This window comes from Sphingomonas sp. SUN039, from assembly GCF_024758725.1.
Lineage (GTDB): Bacteria > Pseudomonadota > Alphaproteobacteria > Sphingomonadales > Sphingomonadaceae > Sphingomonas_O.
This window is the reverse complement of sequence record NZ_CP096972.1, coordinates 1,802,024-1,820,420: the sequence shown is the minus strand read 5'-3', so window position 1 is coordinate 1,820,420 and position 18,397 is coordinate 1,802,024. Positions and strand designations below refer to the sequence as shown.

18 protein-coding genes and 1 tRNA gene are annotated in these 18,397 nt (G+C 64.8%); 4 read left to right on the top strand and 15 right to left on the bottom strand.

Annotated features, from left to right (window positions below; genetic code table 11):
- Window positions 1-46: 46 nt before the first annotated feature.
- A complete protein-coding gene (locus M0209_RS08955) occupies window positions 47-397 on the top strand; it encodes a beta/gamma crystallin family protein (RefSeq protein WP_258887929.1) in 351 nt (116 codons plus the stop codon).
- Window positions 398-490: 93 nt separating this feature from the next.
- Entirely contained in the window at window positions 491-1,576 is a 1,086-nt protein-coding gene (locus tag M0209_RS08950; protein ID WP_258887928.1) for an LPXTG cell wall anchor domain-containing protein, read from the top strand.
- 103 nt (window positions 1,577-1,679) lie between these two features.
- Here M0209_RS08950 and rplL read toward each other — a convergent pair whose 3' ends face one another.
- The gene (rplL, locus tag M0209_RS08945; protein WP_258887927.1) at window positions 1,680-2,060 is read right to left on the bottom strand and encodes a 50S ribosomal protein L7/L12; all 381 of its coding nucleotides are present in this window, start codon (window positions 2,058-2,060) and stop codon (window positions 1,680-1,682) included.
- A gap of 39 nt (window positions 2,061-2,099) precedes the next feature.
- Window positions 2,100-2,615, bottom strand: a complete 516-nt coding sequence (gene rplJ / locus M0209_RS08940; RefSeq protein WP_258887926.1) for a 50S ribosomal protein L10 — start codon at window positions 2,613-2,615, stop codon at window positions 2,100-2,102.
- A 363-nt stretch (window positions 2,616-2,978) separates the two neighbouring features.
- On the opposite strand from rplJ, the gene M0209_RS08935 reads away from it, so the two are divergent.
- Together M0209_RS08935 and M0209_RS08930 are read left to right on the top strand one after the other, a co-directional pair.
- Entirely contained in the window at window positions 2,979-4,109 is a 1,131-nt protein-coding gene (locus M0209_RS08935) for an agmatine/peptidylarginine deiminase (RefSeq protein WP_258887925.1), read from the top strand.
- The gene (locus tag M0209_RS08930) at window positions 4,106-4,558 is read left to right on the top strand and encodes a hypothetical protein (RefSeq protein WP_258887924.1); all 453 of its coding nucleotides are present in this window, start codon (window positions 4,106-4,108) and stop codon (window positions 4,556-4,558) included. The genes M0209_RS08935 and M0209_RS08930 overlap by 4 nt, the downstream gene beginning before the upstream one ends.
- Before the next feature lie 96 nt (window positions 4,559-4,654).
- Here M0209_RS08930 and M0209_RS08925 read toward each other — a convergent pair whose 3' ends face one another.
- From M0209_RS08925 to M0209_RS08865, 13 genes are all read right to left on the bottom strand, one after another.
- Entirely contained in the window at window positions 4,655-5,275 is a 621-nt protein-coding gene (locus tag M0209_RS08925) for a murein L,D-transpeptidase catalytic domain family protein (protein ID WP_408988194.1), read from the bottom strand.
- Window positions 5,276-5,280: 5 nt separating this feature from the next.
- Window positions 5,281-5,592 (bottom strand): hypothetical protein, encoded by a 312-nt coding sequence (locus M0209_RS08920; RefSeq protein WP_258887923.1) that lies wholly within the window; start codon window positions 5,590-5,592, stop codon window positions 5,281-5,283.
- Window positions 5,593-5,594: 2 nt separating this feature from the next.
- Window positions 5,595-7,037 carry a L,D-transpeptidase family protein gene (locus tag M0209_RS08915; RefSeq protein WP_258889607.1) on the bottom strand — a complete coding sequence of 481 codons (1,443 nt, stop codon included), beginning with the start codon at window positions 7,035-7,037 and terminating at the stop codon, window positions 5,595-5,597.
- A gap of 190 nt (window positions 7,038-7,227) precedes the next feature.
- A complete protein-coding gene (rplA, locus tag M0209_RS08910; RefSeq protein ID WP_258887922.1) occupies window positions 7,228-7,923 on the bottom strand; it encodes a 50S ribosomal protein L1 in 696 nt (231 codons plus the stop codon).
- A gap of 2 nt (window positions 7,924-7,925) precedes the next feature.
- Entirely contained in the window at window positions 7,926-8,357 is a 432-nt protein-coding gene (rplK, locus tag M0209_RS08905; protein ID WP_258887921.1) for a 50S ribosomal protein L11, read from the bottom strand.
- A gap of 173 nt (window positions 8,358-8,530) precedes the next feature.
- Window positions 8,531-8,836, bottom strand: coding sequence for a PspC domain-containing protein (locus M0209_RS08900; protein WP_258887920.1), 306 nt, complete (start codon window positions 8,834-8,836; stop codon window positions 8,531-8,533).
- Window positions 8,837-9,100: 264 nt separating this feature from the next.
- The gene (gene nusG, locus M0209_RS08895) at window positions 9,101-9,637 is read right to left on the bottom strand and encodes a transcription termination/antitermination protein NusG (RefSeq protein ID WP_258887919.1); all 537 of its coding nucleotides are present in this window, start codon (window positions 9,635-9,637) and stop codon (window positions 9,101-9,103) included.
- Between the two features lie 23 nt (window positions 9,638-9,660).
- Window positions 9,661-9,861: a preprotein translocase subunit SecE gene (secE, locus tag M0209_RS08890; RefSeq protein WP_258887918.1), complete on the bottom strand. Its 201-nt coding sequence runs from the start codon at window positions 9,859-9,861 to the stop codon at window positions 9,661-9,663.
- 144 nt (window positions 9,862-10,005) lie between these two features.
- Entirely contained in the window at window positions 10,006-10,974 is a 969-nt protein-coding gene (locus tag M0209_RS08885; RefSeq protein WP_258887917.1) for a serine protease, read from the bottom strand.
- A complete protein-coding gene (locus tag M0209_RS08880; protein WP_258887916.1) occupies window positions 10,971-12,830 on the bottom strand; it encodes a di-heme-cytochrome C peroxidase in 1,860 nt (619 codons plus the stop codon). Before M0209_RS08880 ends, M0209_RS08885 begins: the two co-directional genes overlap by 4 nt.
- Before the next feature lie 108 nt (window positions 12,831-12,938).
- Window positions 12,939-15,734, bottom strand: coding sequence for a DUF3857 domain-containing protein (locus M0209_RS08875; protein ID WP_258887915.1), 2,796 nt, complete (start codon window positions 15,732-15,734; stop codon window positions 12,939-12,941).
- A gap of 139 nt (window positions 15,735-15,873) precedes the next feature.
- Window positions 15,874-15,950, bottom strand: a tRNA-Trp gene (locus M0209_RS08870).
- A gap of 64 nt (window positions 15,951-16,014) precedes the next feature.
- A complete protein-coding gene (locus M0209_RS08865; RefSeq protein WP_258887914.1) occupies window positions 16,015-18,369 on the bottom strand; it encodes a bifunctional diguanylate cyclase/phosphodiesterase in 2,355 nt (784 codons plus the stop codon).
- Between the last annotated feature and the right edge of the window lie 28 nt (window positions 18,370-18,397).

Here is an 18,397-nt window from a genome sequence, read left to right as displayed (position 1 = left end):
TCGCCCGAATGACGAAAGAACTCACATCCCGTCAGGAGTTCAAACCATGATCCGTACTGCTATCGCCTGCTCAGCCGTTCTTGCCATCGCGGCATCGGCCGCTGCGGCAAAGCGGGAGCCCGGCAACATGACCGATCAGGGTGTCGTGACACTCTATGAAGGGCAAAAGTTCGAAGGCGAAACCGTCGAAATCAAAAAGGATATGCCCAGCATCTCCTACGACATAACCATCGGCAGCATCGGCATTTACCCGGGCGAAAAATGGGAGCTGTGCGAACAGACGCGGTTCCGCGGGGTGTGCAACATCTTGTCGGCCAACGAGACCAAGCTCGGCAAGATCGTCATCCGCTCGGCCCGGATGATCAAGCCGCCGGTGGCAACCAAACCCGCGATGTGAAAAAGTCGACCGGTCGGACGAAACACGTCGGTTCAGCGCGTTTCGGTGCGGTTTGCGCGACCGAATGTGCGCATGCGCTGTTGACGCAGCGTTATGAAACAGACCTCACCCGCTTCGTCCTGTGCACTGGTCCTGCTCGCAGCCACTGCGCTTTCGGCAACCCCGCTCGTAGGGCAAGAGGCGGTAACCGCACCGCCTGTCGTTGCCACGGTGCCGCCGCCCGCCGAGCAGCCGGCGCCGGCATCTGCAACGCCTCCGGCCATTGTGTTCGCGCCCCGGCAGGAGGTCGTCCAGCAACTGCCGGTTCGCCCTTCGCCTGTCGCGACGCCCGAGGCGGCACCGGAACAGGCGCGCACCATTCCGCGTGCGGAAAGACGCGCGCCAGTCGCCTCGACTGTCGCAACCGCACCGGTGCGGTCGCAGGTCTCCGCCCCTGATCTGGACGGGCCTTCGGCGGTCGCCGCTGCGCCCTTGCCGGTTCCACAGCCGCCGGTCGCGACCGAGACGCTGCCACCCTCAGCGCCTGTCCCCGCTGAAACGCCGGTGGTCGAGACCACAGCAACGACCGGAACCAGCATGTGGACGTGGGTCGTCGGCGCGGCCGTCATCCTGCTCGCAGCGCTCGGGTTGCTGTTTTCGCGCCGCCGTCGTCCGACCGGTTATGCCGAAGAACCGGTTTACGGGGCCGTACCTGTCGCCGGAGTACAACCCGTGGTCGTTCCGGTTGCCGAAGCGATCGCGACGCCAGCGGGTGTTCCCGCAACCGAAACCTTTGCGGAGCGTCCGTGGATACGGATGACGCTGGAGCCGACGGCCACCGAGCCGCGCGGAAGTGACATGATCATGACTTACCAGCTGATCGTGGAAAACGAGGGGCCGGTAGACGCACATGACGTGCAGATTTCGAGCTTCCTGTTCCGTGACCGTGAGTCGTCACCGATGGAACAGTTGCTGATCGACCCCAGGGCCCTGCGCGGACGCGTCGATGTTCCTGCCGGTCGCAGCGTCCGCGTCGAAGCGAGCGTTGTCGTTCCGGGCAGCGAGGAAGCGAGAATCGTGGCCGACGCCCGCTATCCGCTGCCTGACGGTGGAGAAGGCCACCTTGCGGCGCGTTTCGCGGTCGATACCGCCTCCGCCGAAATGGAAACTCGGGTCGACGACGTGCTCGACCGGGTCTGACCGACGATAACTTCGATAAAAAAAGGCGGGCCTCCGGAGAGGACCGCCCTTTTTCTAAGGCAGGCTTGCGGGGCGGCGCAGCATGCACCGCCTCCGCTTCGCCTTACTTCAGTTCGACCGTCGCGCCGGCTTCTTCGAGCTGCTTCTTCAGCTTCTCGGCCTCGTCCTTGTTGACGCCTTCCTTGACCGCCTTCGGGGCGCTCTCGACCAGCGTCTTGGCTTCGGTCAGACCGAGGCCCGTGATCGCACGGACTTCCTTGATGACGTTGATCTTCTTGCCGCCGTCGCCGGTCAGGATCACGTCGAATTCGGTCTGCTCTTCGGCAGCGGGGGCGGCAGCGCCACCGGCGGCAGCGGGACCGGCAACCGCGACTGCGGCAGCAGCGGACACGCCCCACTTTTCTTCGAGCAGCTTCGACAGCTCGGCAGCTTCGATAACGGTCAAGGCCGACAGGTCGTCGACGAGTTTGTTGAGATCAGCCATGTGAATGTTCCTTGAGTTGATTGAGATTGCAGTTGAAAACTACGCCGCTTCTTTCGCCGCATAAGCGCCGAGGACGCGGGCGAGCTGCCCGGCCGGTGCCTGTACGATCTGGACGAGCTTGGTCGCCGGTGCCTGGACGAGACCCAGGATCTTGGCGCGCAGTTCGTCGAGCGAGGGAAGGGTCGCGAGCGCCTTCACGCCGTTCACGTCGAGGAGCGTATCGCCCATCGCACCGCCCACGAGTTCGAACTTGTCGTTCGTCTTCGCGAATTCGACCGCTACCTTGGCGGCAGCAACCGGGTCGGTCGAGGTGGCGAACGCCGTCGGACCGGTCAGCATCGAGCCGATCGGTTCATAGGGCGTGCCCTGGATCGCGAGCTTGGCGAGGTTGTTCTTCGTGACCTTGTAACTGGCCCCGGCATCGCGCATTTTCGTCCGCAGATCGGTCGATTGGGCGACCGTCATCCCGAGATTTCGGGCGACGACGACCACGCCGACTGTGGCGAGGCTTGCGTTCAGTTCGGTGACCAGATTGGCTTTTTCGAGCCGATCCATGCCATTACTCCACGTGTTACGGACAGCGCGACATGCACTGCCCGGTGCTTGAGCCGCATCTGGTCTGGAGCGTCCGGCAATGCCGGGGTCCGGGCCATAACGGCCCGTCCGAGGGGTTGGTCACCCGTCGGTACGCGGCAGTGGACCCGTACCGATGAAAACTTTTCCCCGTCTCGGCGAGAAATCAAGCCGGGCAGAACCCCGGCACTCGCTGTCTCGAACGGAACGCCTACAGGCAGGCCTGCATGCGAAGTACTCGCCTATAACGGGGCGGGCGCGGAGGTCAAGCGCGAGAGGGTGTGTCCGGCGGAATGCCTGCATTCGTGCATGACAGTAAGGATGGCGGTAATTAGGACTGTCGAGATGGAGAGAGAGCGCATCCAGCAAGGCCGAAGGCAATTGTTGCGCGCAAGCGTTGGCATGGCGATTACGCCATTCGCGTTTGGGTACGCCGAAGCCAAATCCGCCGCTGCACCGGCATTAAGCGGCTTCGAAATGCCACTCGAGTCCGCGCCTCACGAGCGCACCTTCATGCAGTGGCCGACCAGCCTCGATGTCTATGATCGGGCTTCGCTCGTTGATGTCCAACTCAGCATTGCACGCATCGCCAATACCATCTCCCGCTACGAACCGGTCGTGATGCTCGTCGGAAGGGACAAGGCGGCGGCGGCGCGCAGGACCCTGTCTGGCGATGTTGCGCTTTGGGACATACCTGCCGACGATTTATGGTGTCGTGATTCTGGGCCGACATTCGTGCGAAATGCTAAGGGTGAACTGGCCGTAGCGCACATCCGTTTCAACGGATGGGGCAACAAACAGACACATCGCAACGATGCGATGATCGCTCCCCACATTGCCAAACGCCTTGGGCTGTCCTTGCTAGATACAGGGCTGGTCGGCGAACAGGGCGGGGTGGAGCATGACGGGGCCGGAACGCTGCTGGCCCATGCAAGCTGCTGGGCCAATCCCAATCGCAACCGGCAGAGCGAGGCAGAAGTCGGAAAACGGTTGCTTGGCGCGCTGGGTGGTAAGAAGATGATTTGGGCACCCGGCGTCAAGGGCAAGGACATCACCGACGATCATATCGACGCGCTCGCCCGCTTCATCGCGCCCGGCAAGGTGCTGATCCAGCTGGACGACCAGATCGACTACAGCGACCCCTTCTCCGTTTCCGGCCATGAAACGCTGCGGATCCTCGAACAGGCGACCGATGCCCGTGGAAAACGCCTTGAAATTATCCGCCTGCCAAATCCGGTCGATATTCGCAGCAAAAACGATGATTTTGTTGCCAGCTACGTCAATTACTATGTCTGCAACGGCGCCGTGATCGCGGCGCAATTCGGCGACCGGCGGGCGGATGCACAGGCGAGGGCATTGCTGCAATCGCTTTACCCGACGCGCAAGGTGGAAATGATCGACATCGACCCCATCGGCGAGTCCGGTGGGGGTATCCACTGCGCGACACAGCAACAACCACAGACGGGGCACGCGTGAACTACTGGCTGGAACTGAACTCCAAGGCGTTGCAGAGCCTGGGCGCGATCGTAATGGCCGTTGCATCGGTGGCAGCGTTGGTCGGCGTCAAGGTTCAGATTGACTCCAATGCCCGCCAGCAGCGTGAGCAATCGGCGCGTGACATTTACCGCGAATTTCTGAACCTTTCGATCAGCAAACCCGAACTCGCCAGTCCGGACTATTGCGCGATCAAGGGCAGCGCGAACGCCGGGGCATATGAAAATTACGTCGAGTATATGCTCTACACGACCGACCAGCTTCTTGCTGTGTCGCCCGAATGGGAGCCAACGATGACCGAGCATTTTGCAGGGCACCGCGACTATTTATGCGCCCAGCAGGACTGGTCGGACGATTCAAAGGAAGTCCGCGCGATTATGGCGCGCTTCCACGCAAGGCAGTGCAAAGGCCTGAAGCCATCATGCCCCTGAGCCAAGGCATCTAAGTCCCGGTACTCATTGTTTGTCGAACGCCTGTGTCCGGCACGCGTGCCAAATGTCCGAAAGCTTGTCGTGCGCTGAACCGGTTTACACCTTGTCCGCGAACAGCATCCGCCCCGGCCCCAGCAGCCCGAGCACCGCCTCCAGCATGTGCGGGGCGACGGCGAAGCACCCTTCGCTGCGGCCCAACTTGCCCCATTTGGCGACATGGTCCTCGGTCGCATAGGGCGCGCCATGGATGACGATGGCACGCGGGTCGGCAAGGTCGTTGGTCGGCTCCAGCCCGATCAGGCGCATCGCGCGGCCATGGACGCCGAAATAGATGTCGCCGGTCTTGTACGTCCCCGCCGACGTTGCCAGCGACCCCATGTCGTTGGAAAAGCGCTGCAAATAGCCGGTGTGTTCGGGGTCCGATCCTTTGCCGTGGGCAACGAGGTACGACCAGCTTTGCCCGCTGATCAGATCGACGATGTGGAAGCGCATGTCGCGTGACGCGATGCTGAAATCGGCGAGTGCGACGCGGTCGCGCAGGTCGAACTGGCTGTGGTGGCGGTCGAGCGCGGCCCTGGCGCGTGCAAGCAGCGGGGCATAGCGTGTGGTCGAGACGCTCGGCGGCGGGCCGCCGGGCAATTGCGCGCGGGCGACCACCGGCAGGGCGGCGAACCCCGCTGCAGCGATCGCCTGTTTCGCAAAATCCCGCCGGTCCACGGTCGTTACTTTACCGGTGCGGTTTCGTTGCCCGACGGGGCCGCGTCATCGGGCAGGCGCGCGGTCATGCCGGTCGCATCGGCATCGTCGTGCATCTGCTGGTCGTCGGTAAAGCCGGGCGCTGGTGCAGCCTTCGCAGTCGTCGCATTGGTCGCGTTCGCGGCGTTAACCGGCGGCGGGGCGACCGCGACATTGGCATTTTCGGTCGCGTTGACGGCATCGACAACATTATCCTCGAGCGGCTGTTGCTCGGGGCCGCGGTTGCACGCAGCCAGCGCAAAGGCAGTGGCAAGGATCAGCAAGGCGGTTTTCCGCATGGTCATTTCCCCGTGGTCGAAAGCGTGTTGGTGGCGATTTGCAGGGCAGCGGCACGTTTGCCTGCCGCGTCGATCTTGGCAGCGAGCAACTTGTCCCAGCCATAGGGGTCGGCACGGAAGTTCATCGTGCCGTTCGCGCTCGAAAAGGCCGTCCAGTAGAGCAGATAGACCGCAACCTTCTGCGGCAGCTGGACACGCTGCGTCTTGGTCGTGTCGATCAGCGTCTGGACCTGGCCGCTGACCGCCGGGTCGCCCTTCAGCAGCAATTCGGCGAGCGGAATGGGCTTTTCGAGGCGGACGCAGCCATGGCTGGCCAGCCGGTCGAAACTGGCGAATTTCGCGCGGCTCGGCGTGTCGTGGAGGTAAACCGCGAAGGGATTGTCGAAGTCAAACTTGAGCTGCCCGAGCGCGCTGTTCGGCCCGGCGGGCTGGACGATGCGCTCGCCGGTTTCGGGTGTGCCGACGATCTTATACCCTTGCGCGAGCAGCGCCGCGCGCCCCTTGGGCCACAACTCGCGCTTGGCGATGCTGGCGGGAACATTCCACGGCGGATTGACGACGATCGAATGGATTGCCGACGACAGCATCGGCGTCTGGTTGGTCGGGCTGCCCGTCACCGCGCGCATCGAAGCGATGGGGGCGTCGCCCTCGAACACGGTCAGGACAGCGGCGGCGATGTTCACCTGCACCCGATTGACCGGCAATTCGCGCGGCAACCAGCGCCAGCGCTCCATATTCGCCATGATCGATCCGATCCGGTCGCCGACGGGCACGTTGAGTTCGGCAAGCGTGCGCGCGTCGAGCGCGCCGGTCGGGTTCAGGCCATAGCGCCGCTGCGCGCGTTGCAGCGCACCGACGAGCGGCTCGGTGGGGGTGACGCTCTTGTCCTCCAGCGCCAGACGCGCGCGCACGGCTGCGGCGTCCGATTTGGCGGTCAGCGCTTTCCAGCCGCCCGCATCGCGGATCGCTTCATAGGCAGCCAGTCCCGCCTTCAGCCCTTCATAGCCCGAATAGCGCGGCGTCATGCTGGCCGCCCATTGCGGCAGGCGGTCGGCCGCGACGGCGGCGGCAAAGGCGGGCAGCGGATCATAGGCGGCGGGGCGCAATGACCAGACCTCGAGGAAATCGCCGGTGCCGATCCGCCCGGTGCGCAGCGCCCGGGCGCGGTCGAGCACGGCGCGGACCAGCGCCTCGCCGGTCGGCGCATTGGCGACCGCGCCGATGACATCCTTGTCCACCGAAAGCCCCTGATCACGCCCGCCGCTCAGCCAGGCCGCTGCCCAGGCGGCCTGCGCGGGGGAAAGCGTGGGGAGCGGGACGACCGGGGCGGGGGGAGCGGGCGCGAGGGTCGGCACCACCGGCGGCGGGGCAGTCGGGACCGTTGCAGCAGGCGATACCACTACAGGTTTGGCCGAAGCTGCGGGTGCACGCTCGATGGGAACCATCTGCGCGGCAACCGGCGCGGCCAGCGAAAGGAACGATAGCGCGAACGCAGAGGCGAATGTGTTCATGGGGCGCGCAAATACCGCGTCCGGCCCGCCGATGGAACTGCGTTTATCGTTGTTTTCATTATCCAACGAAAAGGGCCGGCGCATTGCTGCCCCGGCCCCTCGTGTTCAGTGCAGATCGAAAGCGTTACGCCGCGACTTCCGCGACATCGACCTTAATCCCCGGCCCCATCGTCGACGAGACCGCGATCTTTTTCAGATATTTGCCTTTCGCGCCCGACGGCTTGGCCTTGACCACGGCATCGACCAGCGCGTCGAAGTTCGCGCGCAGGTCGGCGGCGGGGAAGCTCGCCTTGCCAATGCCAGAGTGGATGATGCCGGCCTTTTCGACGCGATATTCGATCTGGCCGCCCTTGGCTGCCTTGACCGCTTCGCCGACGTTCATCGTGACGGTGCCGAGCTTGGGGTTCGGCATCATGCCCTTCGGCCCGAGAACCTTACCCAGACGGCCCACGAGGCCCATCATGTCGGGTGTCGCGATGCAACGGTCGAAATCGATGGTGCCACCCTGGACGATTTCGAGCAGGTCTTCGGCCCCGACGACATCGGCACCGGCTTCGCGGGCTTCGTCGGCCTTGGCGCCCTTGGCGAACACGCCGACGCGCACTGTCTTGCCGGTCCCCTTGGGCAGTGTCACGACACCGCGGACCATCTGGTCGGCGTGGCGCGGATCGACGCCGAGTGCGAGCGCGACTTCGATGGTTTCGTCGAACTTCGATGTCGCATTGCCCTTGGCCAGCGCAATCGCTTCATCGACGCCGTGCAATTTCAGCGTGTCGACGGTTTCGGCGAGCTTCTTCGCCTTCTTGCTCACGAATGCCATGTTCAGCCCTCCACCACGTCGAGGCCCATTGCGCGGGCGCTGCCTTCGATGATCCGCGTCGCGGCCTCGATGTCGTTGGCGTTGAGGTCCTTCATCTTGAGCGTGGCGATCTCGGCGACCTTGCTGCGCGCGATCTTGCCCGCGCCGACCTTGCCCGGTTCCTTCGAACCCGACTTCAGACCGGCAGCCTTCTTGAGCAGGAAGCTTGCGGGCGGCGTCTTGGTGACGAACGAAAAGCTCTTGTCGGCATAGACGGTGATCGTGGTGGGAATGGGCGTGCCCTTTTCCTCCGAACCCGTCGATGCGTTGAACGCCTTGCAGAATTCCATGATGTTCACGCCGCGCTGGCCCAGAGCCGGGCCGATCGGCGGTGCCGGTTTTGCGTCGCCGGCGGGGACGTGCAGGTTGATATAACCCGCGATCTTCTTAGCCATGTCTCACTCTTTATGTTGCGGCTTCGCGGTAGACCGCTACGCCGTGGTTCAAGTTTAGCGGTCCGAACGGCTGGCCGAAGCCTGCCTCCCGCAGATGTTCCCGAATGACCGGAAGCGCGCGCCGTTAGACGAAAGCGCGCGCGAAGGGAAGGGCAGACTTCACCCGGCGTGCTTCAGGCCGCGAGTGCAAGTTCTTCCACGCCATTGGCGGCGGCAGGGACGGCGACTGGATCGGTCGGCTCGACCGTCGCGGATGCCCGGACGGAGGTTGCGCGCACCGGTGCGGCAAGACGCGATGCAACGACCGCCAGTGCCAGCACCACATAGGCGACAACCGACATCCACGGGTTGAAGATCACCGGCAGCGCCAGCGCAACGCGCAACCAGTTCGGATTGAAACCGAAGTCGTCGCCGACGGCCTGGCAAACGCCGAAGAAGGTGTCGTCGCGGCGGACGAGGGCGAGGAGCGTGTCGGTCATGAGCTGAAGGTTCCGGCATGAAGTTGGCGTTGCCGGAGCTATTGCAGCGACCGTGCCAATTCGAATCGCGTTTAATTACAAGCGGTTAAAAAATTGCTGCGTTGCAGCGCAGTCAACGCCATGCGGACTATTGGGAATTTGCACCGCAAAGTAGGAAGTCAGCGGCGTAAATCCGCTGACTCGTCGGTCGGGTCGATGTCGCGGCTCCGCCGCTGCCTCGCCCGCCGTCCGGTCGAGCGCTCAGATGCGATTAGCTGCCGCCAATCACTTCGATCGCTCGACCTGCTCGAACTCGAGTTCGACTGGCGTCGCGCGACCGAAGATCGACACCGACACCTTGACGCGGCTGCGGTCGAAATCGAGTTCCTCGACGATGCCGTTGAAGCTCGCGAACGGCCCTTCGAGCACCTTGACCGAATCGCCGATCTCGTAATCGACCTTGATCTTCTGCTTGGGCGCGGCAGCGGCTTCTTCCTTGGTGTTGAGGATGCGCGCGGCTTCGGCCTCGCTGATCGCCTGCGGCTTGCCGCTGCTGCCGAGGAAGCCGGTGACCTTCGGCTGGTTCTTGATCAGGTGATAGACGTCGTCGGTCATGCTCAGCTTGGCCAGCACATAGCCCGGGAAGAACTTGCGTTCGGACTGCACCTTCTTGCCGCGACGAACTTCGGTCACCGTCTCGGTCGGCACTTCGACCGATTCGACGAACGGCTCGAGCCCCAGCCGCGTCGCGTCCGCCAAAATGGCCTCGCGGACCTTGTTCTCGAACCCCGAATAGGCGTGAATGATGTACCAACGCGACATGGAAAGTCCCTGTGATCTGTTTGTTATTTGGCGACAAAGCCCAGCAGGAACTGGACGATCCCGCTGAACGCGCTGTCGAGCGCGAAGAAGAATACGGCGAGGAGCACAGCCATCAGCACGACCATCAGGGTCGTCTGCATCGTCTCGCGTCCCGTCGGCCACACGACCTTTTTGGTTTCGGCCTGAACCTGGCGGACGAATTCACCGGGAGATGTGCGTGCCACTGCGTCGTTTCCTTATCATACGCTTCCGGACAGCCGCCCGGCCCCGCTGCTGCGGAAAAGAGAGGCTCGCCGATGTCGCGAAGCCGCTGACATAGCGACGGGGAAGGGGGATGGCAAGGCGGGCGCATCCCGCCCGTGCGCGGGTCAGCCGAGCGCGGCGAAGCGCTGGAGCGCCGCAAAAATATCGGCATCGACGCGCCGCGCGCGGTTGGCGCGGTCATTGCCCGAGGTGTGGATGCCGACAACAACACGCTGGGTGTCGAAGCGTGCGAAGATCGGCGCGCCGCTCATCCCGCCGACGGTGTCGAAGGTGTAGCGCAGGAAAGCGGCATCCATATCGTCGAGGCGGCCGCCGTTGAAATGCTGGGTGCGCGGCTGGCGGTCGGTCGGGTAGCCGCTGACGTTGAGCAGCATATTCGAAAGCTGACGGTTGTCGTACGCTGCAACGCCGAACCAGCCGAGCCGCTGGCCCACGGTCGCGTCGTCGATTCCGAGCGCGCCGAAATCGAGCACAGGGTCGGTGTCGCCCGCCAGCCAGCGTGGATCGGCCCAGGTCTGCGTCGCGCGGAAGGTACCGAAGGGGGCGGTGCTGCCATCGTACGCAGGCGACACCATGATCTCGGTTGCCTTGCCGAAACGGGGATGGCGGATGTTATGCCCTGCGGTGCCGAGCGTCCGTTCGCCCGCGAACCACGCGGTGCCGGTCGCCCGATTGCCGTCCTCATAGGTGATCGAGAGCAGCGCGATGCTGCGCCACGGCAGCGCGGTGGTGTCGGGCACGGGGACGAGGTTGTCGCGCCCGATGACGTTTTCGAGGGCGAAGCCGTCGCTGCCCGCATTGGCTCCCGCGCCCGCCACCGTCGGCAGTGCGGCCAGCGGGAAAAGGCCGCGATTGCGCGCGCGAAAAGCGTCGAAGCCCGCGACATCCTCGAGCGCGCTGCCGCCATTGGTTTCGACCATCCGCCCGAGCGCGAGCAGGTCGGCGGCGGGCACGGCGGCGGCGCGAACCCCGGTCTCGTAGGGCGGTGGGGCGCGCGGCGTGTCGAGAGCAGTCAGTCCCTTGCGGAACGCGGCGGCGGCCATGCCCCGCCGACCGGGGGCGGGGCGCTTCACAGCGACTTCATATAAGCGACGAGCTGGCGGCGCTCCGTCTCGGTCATCCGCGCATTGCCGTAATCATGGCCTGCGTTCGAGTTGCCGTTGCCGGTGTTCGCGCGGAACAGCGACACGCGCGGCCCCGGCGCATCGAGGAACCCGACGTTCACCACATCGAACTCGCGGTTGCCCACCCAGAATTCGCGGTCGCGCTGCGCGGGCGGCAACAGCAGTTCGTAAAGCGACTTTACCGACCCGTTGTGGAGATAGGGCGCGGTGGCCCAGATGCCGTTGAGCGGTCGCGCCTTGTACGCGAGCGTTCGGCGGTTCTGGCTTTCGGGCGGATCCGAGGCAGCGGCGGCGGTCGCGTCCTTGCAGGCCTGCAGACGTATGGCTGCGTCGATCTGATTGCCCGGTCGCTGCTTCTCGACGCCGGCCTCCTCGACGAAAATCTCGCTGCCGATGCCTAGCGCATCTTTGGCGAGGATCCAGATGACCTTTTCCTTGTTGGCAAGCAGGACGCCGACAGCCTGTGTTTTCAGATACCCCGCCGTCGGGCCGAGACCGGGCAAGGGCGGGCCGCTGAAAATCGTGCTCTTGGTGCCGGTCAGCAACCCCCCTTTTGCCTGATAGGTGAAGGTGTTGCACACCATCCACGGGTCGGTGCCGACGCCATTCGCACCCCAGATCGGCGACATTCGTGCGACTATCGGCGTCTTTTGGTCGCCGCGTTCGAGCGGCTCGTGGCACGACACGCAGCCGAAACCGGCGAACAGCCGCTTGCCCGCATCGACGTCCACCTGATCCAGCGCGCCGAACGCGGCCGGCCAGGCCGGGGACATCAGGCCGCCCAGCTGGCGTTCGAGCGCGTGCAGATTGTTGATCGCAACGCTCGACCGATAGCCCCCGAGTCCGACCTTCTCCCTGGTTTTCATATCGGCAAACACGCCGACGACTTCGCTGGTGTTGCGGACGAGCGGGCCGATGGCGGGCAGCTTGATCCCTGCAAGGTCGAAATTGTTCGGCACCAGCCCGTTCCACTGGACGTAATCGTGCTGACCGGCGTTCCAGATGAAGGGATAGCTGACCGGGGCGTTCGGTTCGCCGCGGATCGGCATGGGGTCGGCGTTGAGATAGGCGACCTTGTTCAGGATATGTCCGACCGCATCGAGGCGACCGTAGCCATAGACGCTGTCGGTCGCGTTATAGAGGGCAAGCTCGTCGAGGTGCGCGAGCAGTGCGGCGAAGGCACCCTTGAGCATCGCACGGTCGCCGTCGATGCGCGTGTCGCTGCGCTCGCTGCTGCGGCGCGGAGCGACGACCCGCCCCTCGAAGCGTGCCCATTTTGCCGGATCGGCAACGGTGGCGTGCATCGCCAGCCGCAGCGCGCCGGTAAACCCTTGAAAATCGGCAAGCGTCGGCGCGCCGTCGACGCGGACGGTCGTGCCGCCATGGCTGATTTCGGCGGTGTGGCAGGCAGCGCAGTTCAGGCCGACCCAGGGTTCGCGCTGGCCCTGACCCTTGAACCAGCGCAGACCGGTGACGGGCAGCCCCTTGTCGGATTGCGCGTCGCGGGCAAAGCCGATGGGCAAGGTCGCCGTCTCGCCGGGCGCGGGCGGCAGATAGTTGAATCGCGCGAAATTGGCCGGGTCCATGAACATTGTCGTCGAATTGGCGTCCTCCAACGCGGCCAGCCATGCCTGCGGAATCAGTCGTGATCCCTGCGATCCGCGATACCAGGCGATCTGCTGTTTCGCGCTCCACCCTTGCGGTGCCGAATTCGGCAACGGCGGCCCTGCCCAGCGCTGGGCACAACCCGCAAGCGCACACAGGGTCAGGATAATGATGCCCAAACGACTCGGTTGGCTCCGCATGACGCCCTCCCCCGAAAGTTTGCACGAATGTAACACGGAAGCGCGACTATGTGCAAAAAACAAACAGGGTGGTTATCGCGCGATTAACGTCGAAAACCCGGGGTTCGCCTAAGAACCCACGCCGTATTTCGCATAGGGTTCTGCCACCCGCGGCCAGATGATTTTTGCGCCCTTCAGGTCGAGTGCCGCACCTGCCGCATTACCGCTGCGCTGGCGGATCAGGCCGCGCAGGTAGAGGCTCTCTGCCTTGTCGGGGGATTGTTTCAGCACCGCCTCGAGGTCGGTCAGCGCGTCCTCGGTGCGACCGAGGCGGAAATAGGCGAGCGCCCGGCTGTCGAGTGCGGCGACATTGGCGTCGCTGAGTTCGATGGCCTTGGTGCAGTCCTTCAGAGCGGTGTCGAGCGCGGTGTTGAACAGCCCCTTCATCCAGCAGCGGGTGTTGAGCAACGATGTGTTGCCGGGAAACTGCACCAGCGCGGCATCGACGGTCGCAAAGGCGCCCTCGCGGTCGCCGCCGTCAGCGAGCATCTGCGCCTTTGCGCCGAGCAATGCGGGCTTGTTGTCGCCGCCCACATCGATGCGGTCCTCCAGCAATGCCAGCGCGCCCGCACGGTCGCCGCCCTCCGCTTGCGCGGTCGCCACGCGCGTGATCGCCTCGACCGATTCGGGATCGAGGTCGCGCGCCGCGGTCGCATCGGCCAGCGCCTTTTTTGTGTCCGACAGCGCGTAATAGAGCGCGGACCGACGCAAATGGAGATCGGCGCTCGGCTCGATCTCGATGGCGCGGGTCAGGTCGGCGATGGCGGCAGTGCGGTCGAAGATGCTGGCGTTGAACCACGCGCGCGCGGCATAACGGTCGGCCTTGTCGGGCTTGTCGGCAATCCGTTTGGTAAGCACCGCGAGCATCGGCGCGGTCAGCTTGCGGCGCTTGGCCTCTTCGGCCTGCTGCCAATAGGCGGGCGCGGGTTCGGGAGCGACGATGCGGAGCTGCTGCGCTTTCAGATCGGCGAGGCGGCGGCGCTCGGCGGGGATGGCGCTCGCCGGGATTTCGGTACCCGAGCCCTGGGCGCGCGTCACGACGGTCCAGACGCCGCCCGCCAGCACCGAGGTGCGGACAACCTTGCCCCCGACGATCGCCTCGTCGAGCGGACCTTTGCCTTCCAGCGCATAGCCGCTGCCGCCGTCGGGCAAGGTCAGGCGCGTTGTGACCGTCGTGCTGCCCGGCCGTCCGGTCGCCACCGGAATGTCGCGCCACGCCGGTCGGGTGCGGTCGGGCGAGAAGTTATTGGCCGACAGCACCTTGTCGAGCGAAAGCTTCCAGCGCTCGTTGTCGCGATCCCAACCGGTGTAGCTCAGACCCGCCGCCTCGATCTGGGCGGTCCCGGCGGTTTCGTCGAACTTGAAGCTGTAATTGGCAATCACAGGGCTCGCCACGAACGGACTGACGGTGCGCGAAACGAGCTCGTCGAGCTGGTCCTTGTCGGCCTGCGCCGACATCATGCGGATCGCCTCGCCAAAGCCGCCGCGTACGGTGATGCCGATGGTGAAAGGCGCAGGCATGCGAAATCCGGCGCGCTGGTCGAGGTCGAGCGCGACCTCGAACCCGGGACGCGCGGGCGCGCGGGTCACCACTTTGAGCAGGTCGGACCCAGTCGCACGGACCGGCAGCACCCAGCCGAGCGGCGGGGTGTCGCGGATATCCTCGAACCGGCTGCCCGCGCCGGTGCCGTCGAGCCACAGCGTCTCGCCACCCACCGTCGCCTTGACCAGCACATGGTCGAAGGCGGCGGCGGCAGGCAGACGCTTCGCGACGACATCGCCTGCCGACAGGCTGGCCATCACCGGCTCGGCCTCGATCCCCAGCCTGTGCAGGATGGCGAGCAGCATCAGCGTCTTGGCCTTGCAGTCGCCGTATCGCAGCGACCAGCTTTCCGCCGGGGATTGCGGCACATAATTGCCTGCGCCGAGCGCCACGAGCTGGTAGCGCAGCTTGTCCTGCACCAGCCGCAGCGTCGCAGCGGTACGGCGCAGCGGGTCGCTTTCGGCGGCAGCGATCTTTGCCACTTCGCCGTCGAGCGGGCTGCCCGGCGCGATCAGGCCGTCGGTCTTGTACAGCGGGGCCATGACGGTGGCGACATCGGCCCAGCCGGTGAAGCTCGACGCTTCGACCAGCGGAATCGGGCGAAAACGCAGCGGCGCGTCATTAGGGATTTCGGGCAGCTTGGGCAGGGGGCCGGTGATTTCGAGCGTCTTGAAACCTCCCGCCTCGACCGGCGTCCGCGCGACGCCGTCGCCTGCCTGCCAGCGGATATCGGTGTCCTTCGGCCACATCAGCCGTGCACGGGCGTAGGTCGTCCGTGCAGGCAGGAAGACGAGCGGCGCGGCGCTCTGTACGCGGCCCTTGAGCGTCGCGTCCTTGAGCGTGGTCGAGACCACGATCCGCAGCAGGTCACCGACCCGCAATCCTTCGACCGGCATTGTCGCGGTCAGCACGCCGTCGAGGATGCGCTGGTTGAGCTGCTGCTCGCGGCGGAGCACGGTGAACGGGGTGCCGCCCTTGATCAGGTCGATATGCTCGCTGCCTCGAACGATTTCGACCTTGTGGACGATGAGGTCGCCGTGCTGCGGCTGCCAGGGAATCGAAATCGTGCCGATCCGTCCGAGCACCTGCGTCGAGGCGGCGCGCTCGACCGTCTCACGGTAGGTCCACACCTGCCCGCTTTCCAGACGTTGCTGCACATCGAGAACCAGGTTGACTGGGGCGTCGCTGCCAAGCTTTGCCGGGTCGAGCGGCGGGGCGGGGACGATCCAGGCCGGGGCAGCGGCATAGAGCGGCTTTTCGCCGGACAGGGCGGCGGTGGAAAGGGCGATCAGCGGAAGGGTGAGCGCGGCGGCGCGAATCATGTGGCGGGGGTGCTCCGAAATTTGGATCACGGTAGCGGGGGTAGGGCCATGGGCAAAGCCCGTGTCGTCGGTCGCTGCGCGCCGTCCGGCCGTTCGGCGAGTCCGCGAATAGCGTCGCTATTCGCGGCCGCCTTCGGCTTGGCAGGGGAGCTCGGACTCGAACCGAGGGCCTTCGGTTTTGGAGACCGACGCTCTAACCAGCTGAGCTACACCCCTGCAGCCGTGACCGTGCCCATAACGTCGAGCAGCACGGCGCGCAATGGCGCCCTCGGTCCTGTTTTCAGGCGACTTGGCGTTTTGCGGTTTCGAACAAGGCGCGGGCGTCGGCGGGCGCCATCGGGCGGCCGAACAGATACCCCTGAACCTTGCGGCACCCGAGGCGCCGGACGAGCTGGTATTCTGCGTCGGTCTCGACCCCTTCGGCCGTGGTGCTCATGCCGAGGCTGTCGGCCATCGCAACGACGGCGCGGATGATCGCCAGCGCCTCGGGGACGTTCTTGGCAGCCCCCTGGACGAAGCTGCGATCGACCTTGATCGTCGAAAATTTCGTCTTCGACAGATAGCCGAGCGACGAATAGCCCGTGCCGAAATCGTCGAGCGCGAGGCGGATACCGAGTTTCAGCAGCTGTTCGAGCACGGCAATGGCACCCGTTCCTTCGCGCATGAATACGCTTTCGGTGACCTCGAGTTCGAGGCGGTGCGCGGGCAGGCGGCTGTGGGCAAGCGACGATACCACCGACGTCACGAAGTTGGGGTCGGTCAGCTGCTCGGCAGAAACATTGACCGCGACCCGCACCGTATCGGGCCAGCGCATCGCCTCTTCGCAGGCGGAGCGTAGCACCCATTCACCGATCGGCGCGATCAGCCGCGCTTCCTCGGCGACCGGCACGAACCGCGCCGGGCTGACATTGCCGAGTTCGGGATGCTGCCAGCGCAGCAGCGCCTCGAACCCTTCGATCACACCGCCATCGGCACTGACGACGGGCTGGTAGTGGATGTGGAACTGGCTCTTTTCGAGGGCCTGGCGCAGCGCGATCTCGAGAACGCGGCGTTCCTCGGCATGGGCATGGAGCTGCGGCTCATAGGGATTATGCGCGCCGCCGCCCTCGTCCTTCGAGCGGTAGAGCGCGAGGTCTGCCGAACGGATCAGCATTTCGACCGACCGCCCGTCGCGCGGGCCGATGGCCGTGCCGACCGAGGCGCCGATGTACAGCGTGTGCTGGTCGACCTCATAGGGCTTCGACAATGTTTCGATGATATTGCGGGCGAGCCGCGTCAGCTTGGCCGAATCGGCGACGTCGCGCACGACCACGCCGAACTCGTCGCCGCCCAGCCGCCCGCACATGTTCTTGTCGTCCATCAGGCTCTGCAACCGTTCGGCAACCCGCGTGAGCAGCCGGTCGCCGATGGGATGACCGAGCGTATCGTTGACCGCCTTGAACCGGTCGAGATCGATCATCATGAATGCACAGCGCGTGCGCCAGCGTTCGGTTTCGGCCATGGCTTCGCCCAGCGCCTCGGTGACTTGCAGGCGGTTGGGCAGGCCGGTGAGCGTGTCGAAACGCGCCATGTGGTTGATCTTGTCCGCCGAGCGCCGCTGGGCGGTAACGTCGGACCCGACGCCGCGAAAGCCGAGGAACGATCCGCGTTCGTCATAGCGCGGCGAGGCCGACATTTCCCAGAAATGCGATTCACCGCCGATGGTGACGGGAAGGATCAGGTCGGAAAAGCTTTCACGCCGCTTCAGTTTTTCGGCAAGCTCGCGCAGGCCGGCGGAGAAATTGCCCGCCTCCCAGGTTTCCCCTGCCAGAATCTGGAGCAGCGGCTTGGATTCGAGTACGTCGCTCTCGACCCCGAGAGCATAGGCAAAGCGCGGACTGACGTGCGTCAGGCATTTTGCCGCGTCGGTCTGCCACATCCAGTCGCCGCCCGAGTCGTCGAATTCGCGCAACAACAGGCTCACCACTTCGTTCTTTTCGGCAAGCGACAGCTCGGCGGATTCGTGGAGGACGAAGGTGCGCCCTGCATGCAGGCAAGCGCCGACGAATCCGCCGGTAAACAGGGCCGCGATGCCGCTGACCAGTTTCAGGTCGAGTTGCCACATGGCAAAGGCGACCGAACTGCCGACGATCAGCAGGAAAATCGAGGTTGCGAGCGGTACTGCCGACAGCGCAAAAGCGCACCCGGCCATGATTGCCGTCATTACCGCCCACAGGACCAGCAACTGCGGTGCACTGGCGTGCGGGGCGAACAGGACGAATGCCGCGCTCCATCCCAGTCCCATCAGGGTGGACCAGATGGTTTCATACTGGAGCTCGGCCCGGGTTGCGGTCTGGACGGTAAACCCGCGGTGACGTAATTTGGGATAGCCCGCCATGGCGACCAATGTGCCGAAGCCCAAGGCCCAGCCATAGATATACGCCGTGGGGGCATGGCCCATCACGGCGACGACGATCGTCGCAATTGCGGCTAGCGCGACAACCATGCGGGCCGTGGCAAGTTGATGCACCACGTCCAGCTGGGCACCCCGCACCCGTCCCCAGTCGAAGCCGCTCGGCTCTTTGAACCCCAGGACGGTTGCCCAGTCGATAACCGGTGCTACCGATTCGGTCAGCGGAGGCGATTTCTTTTTCACCCCACCGTCATAGGGACAACCTATTAGC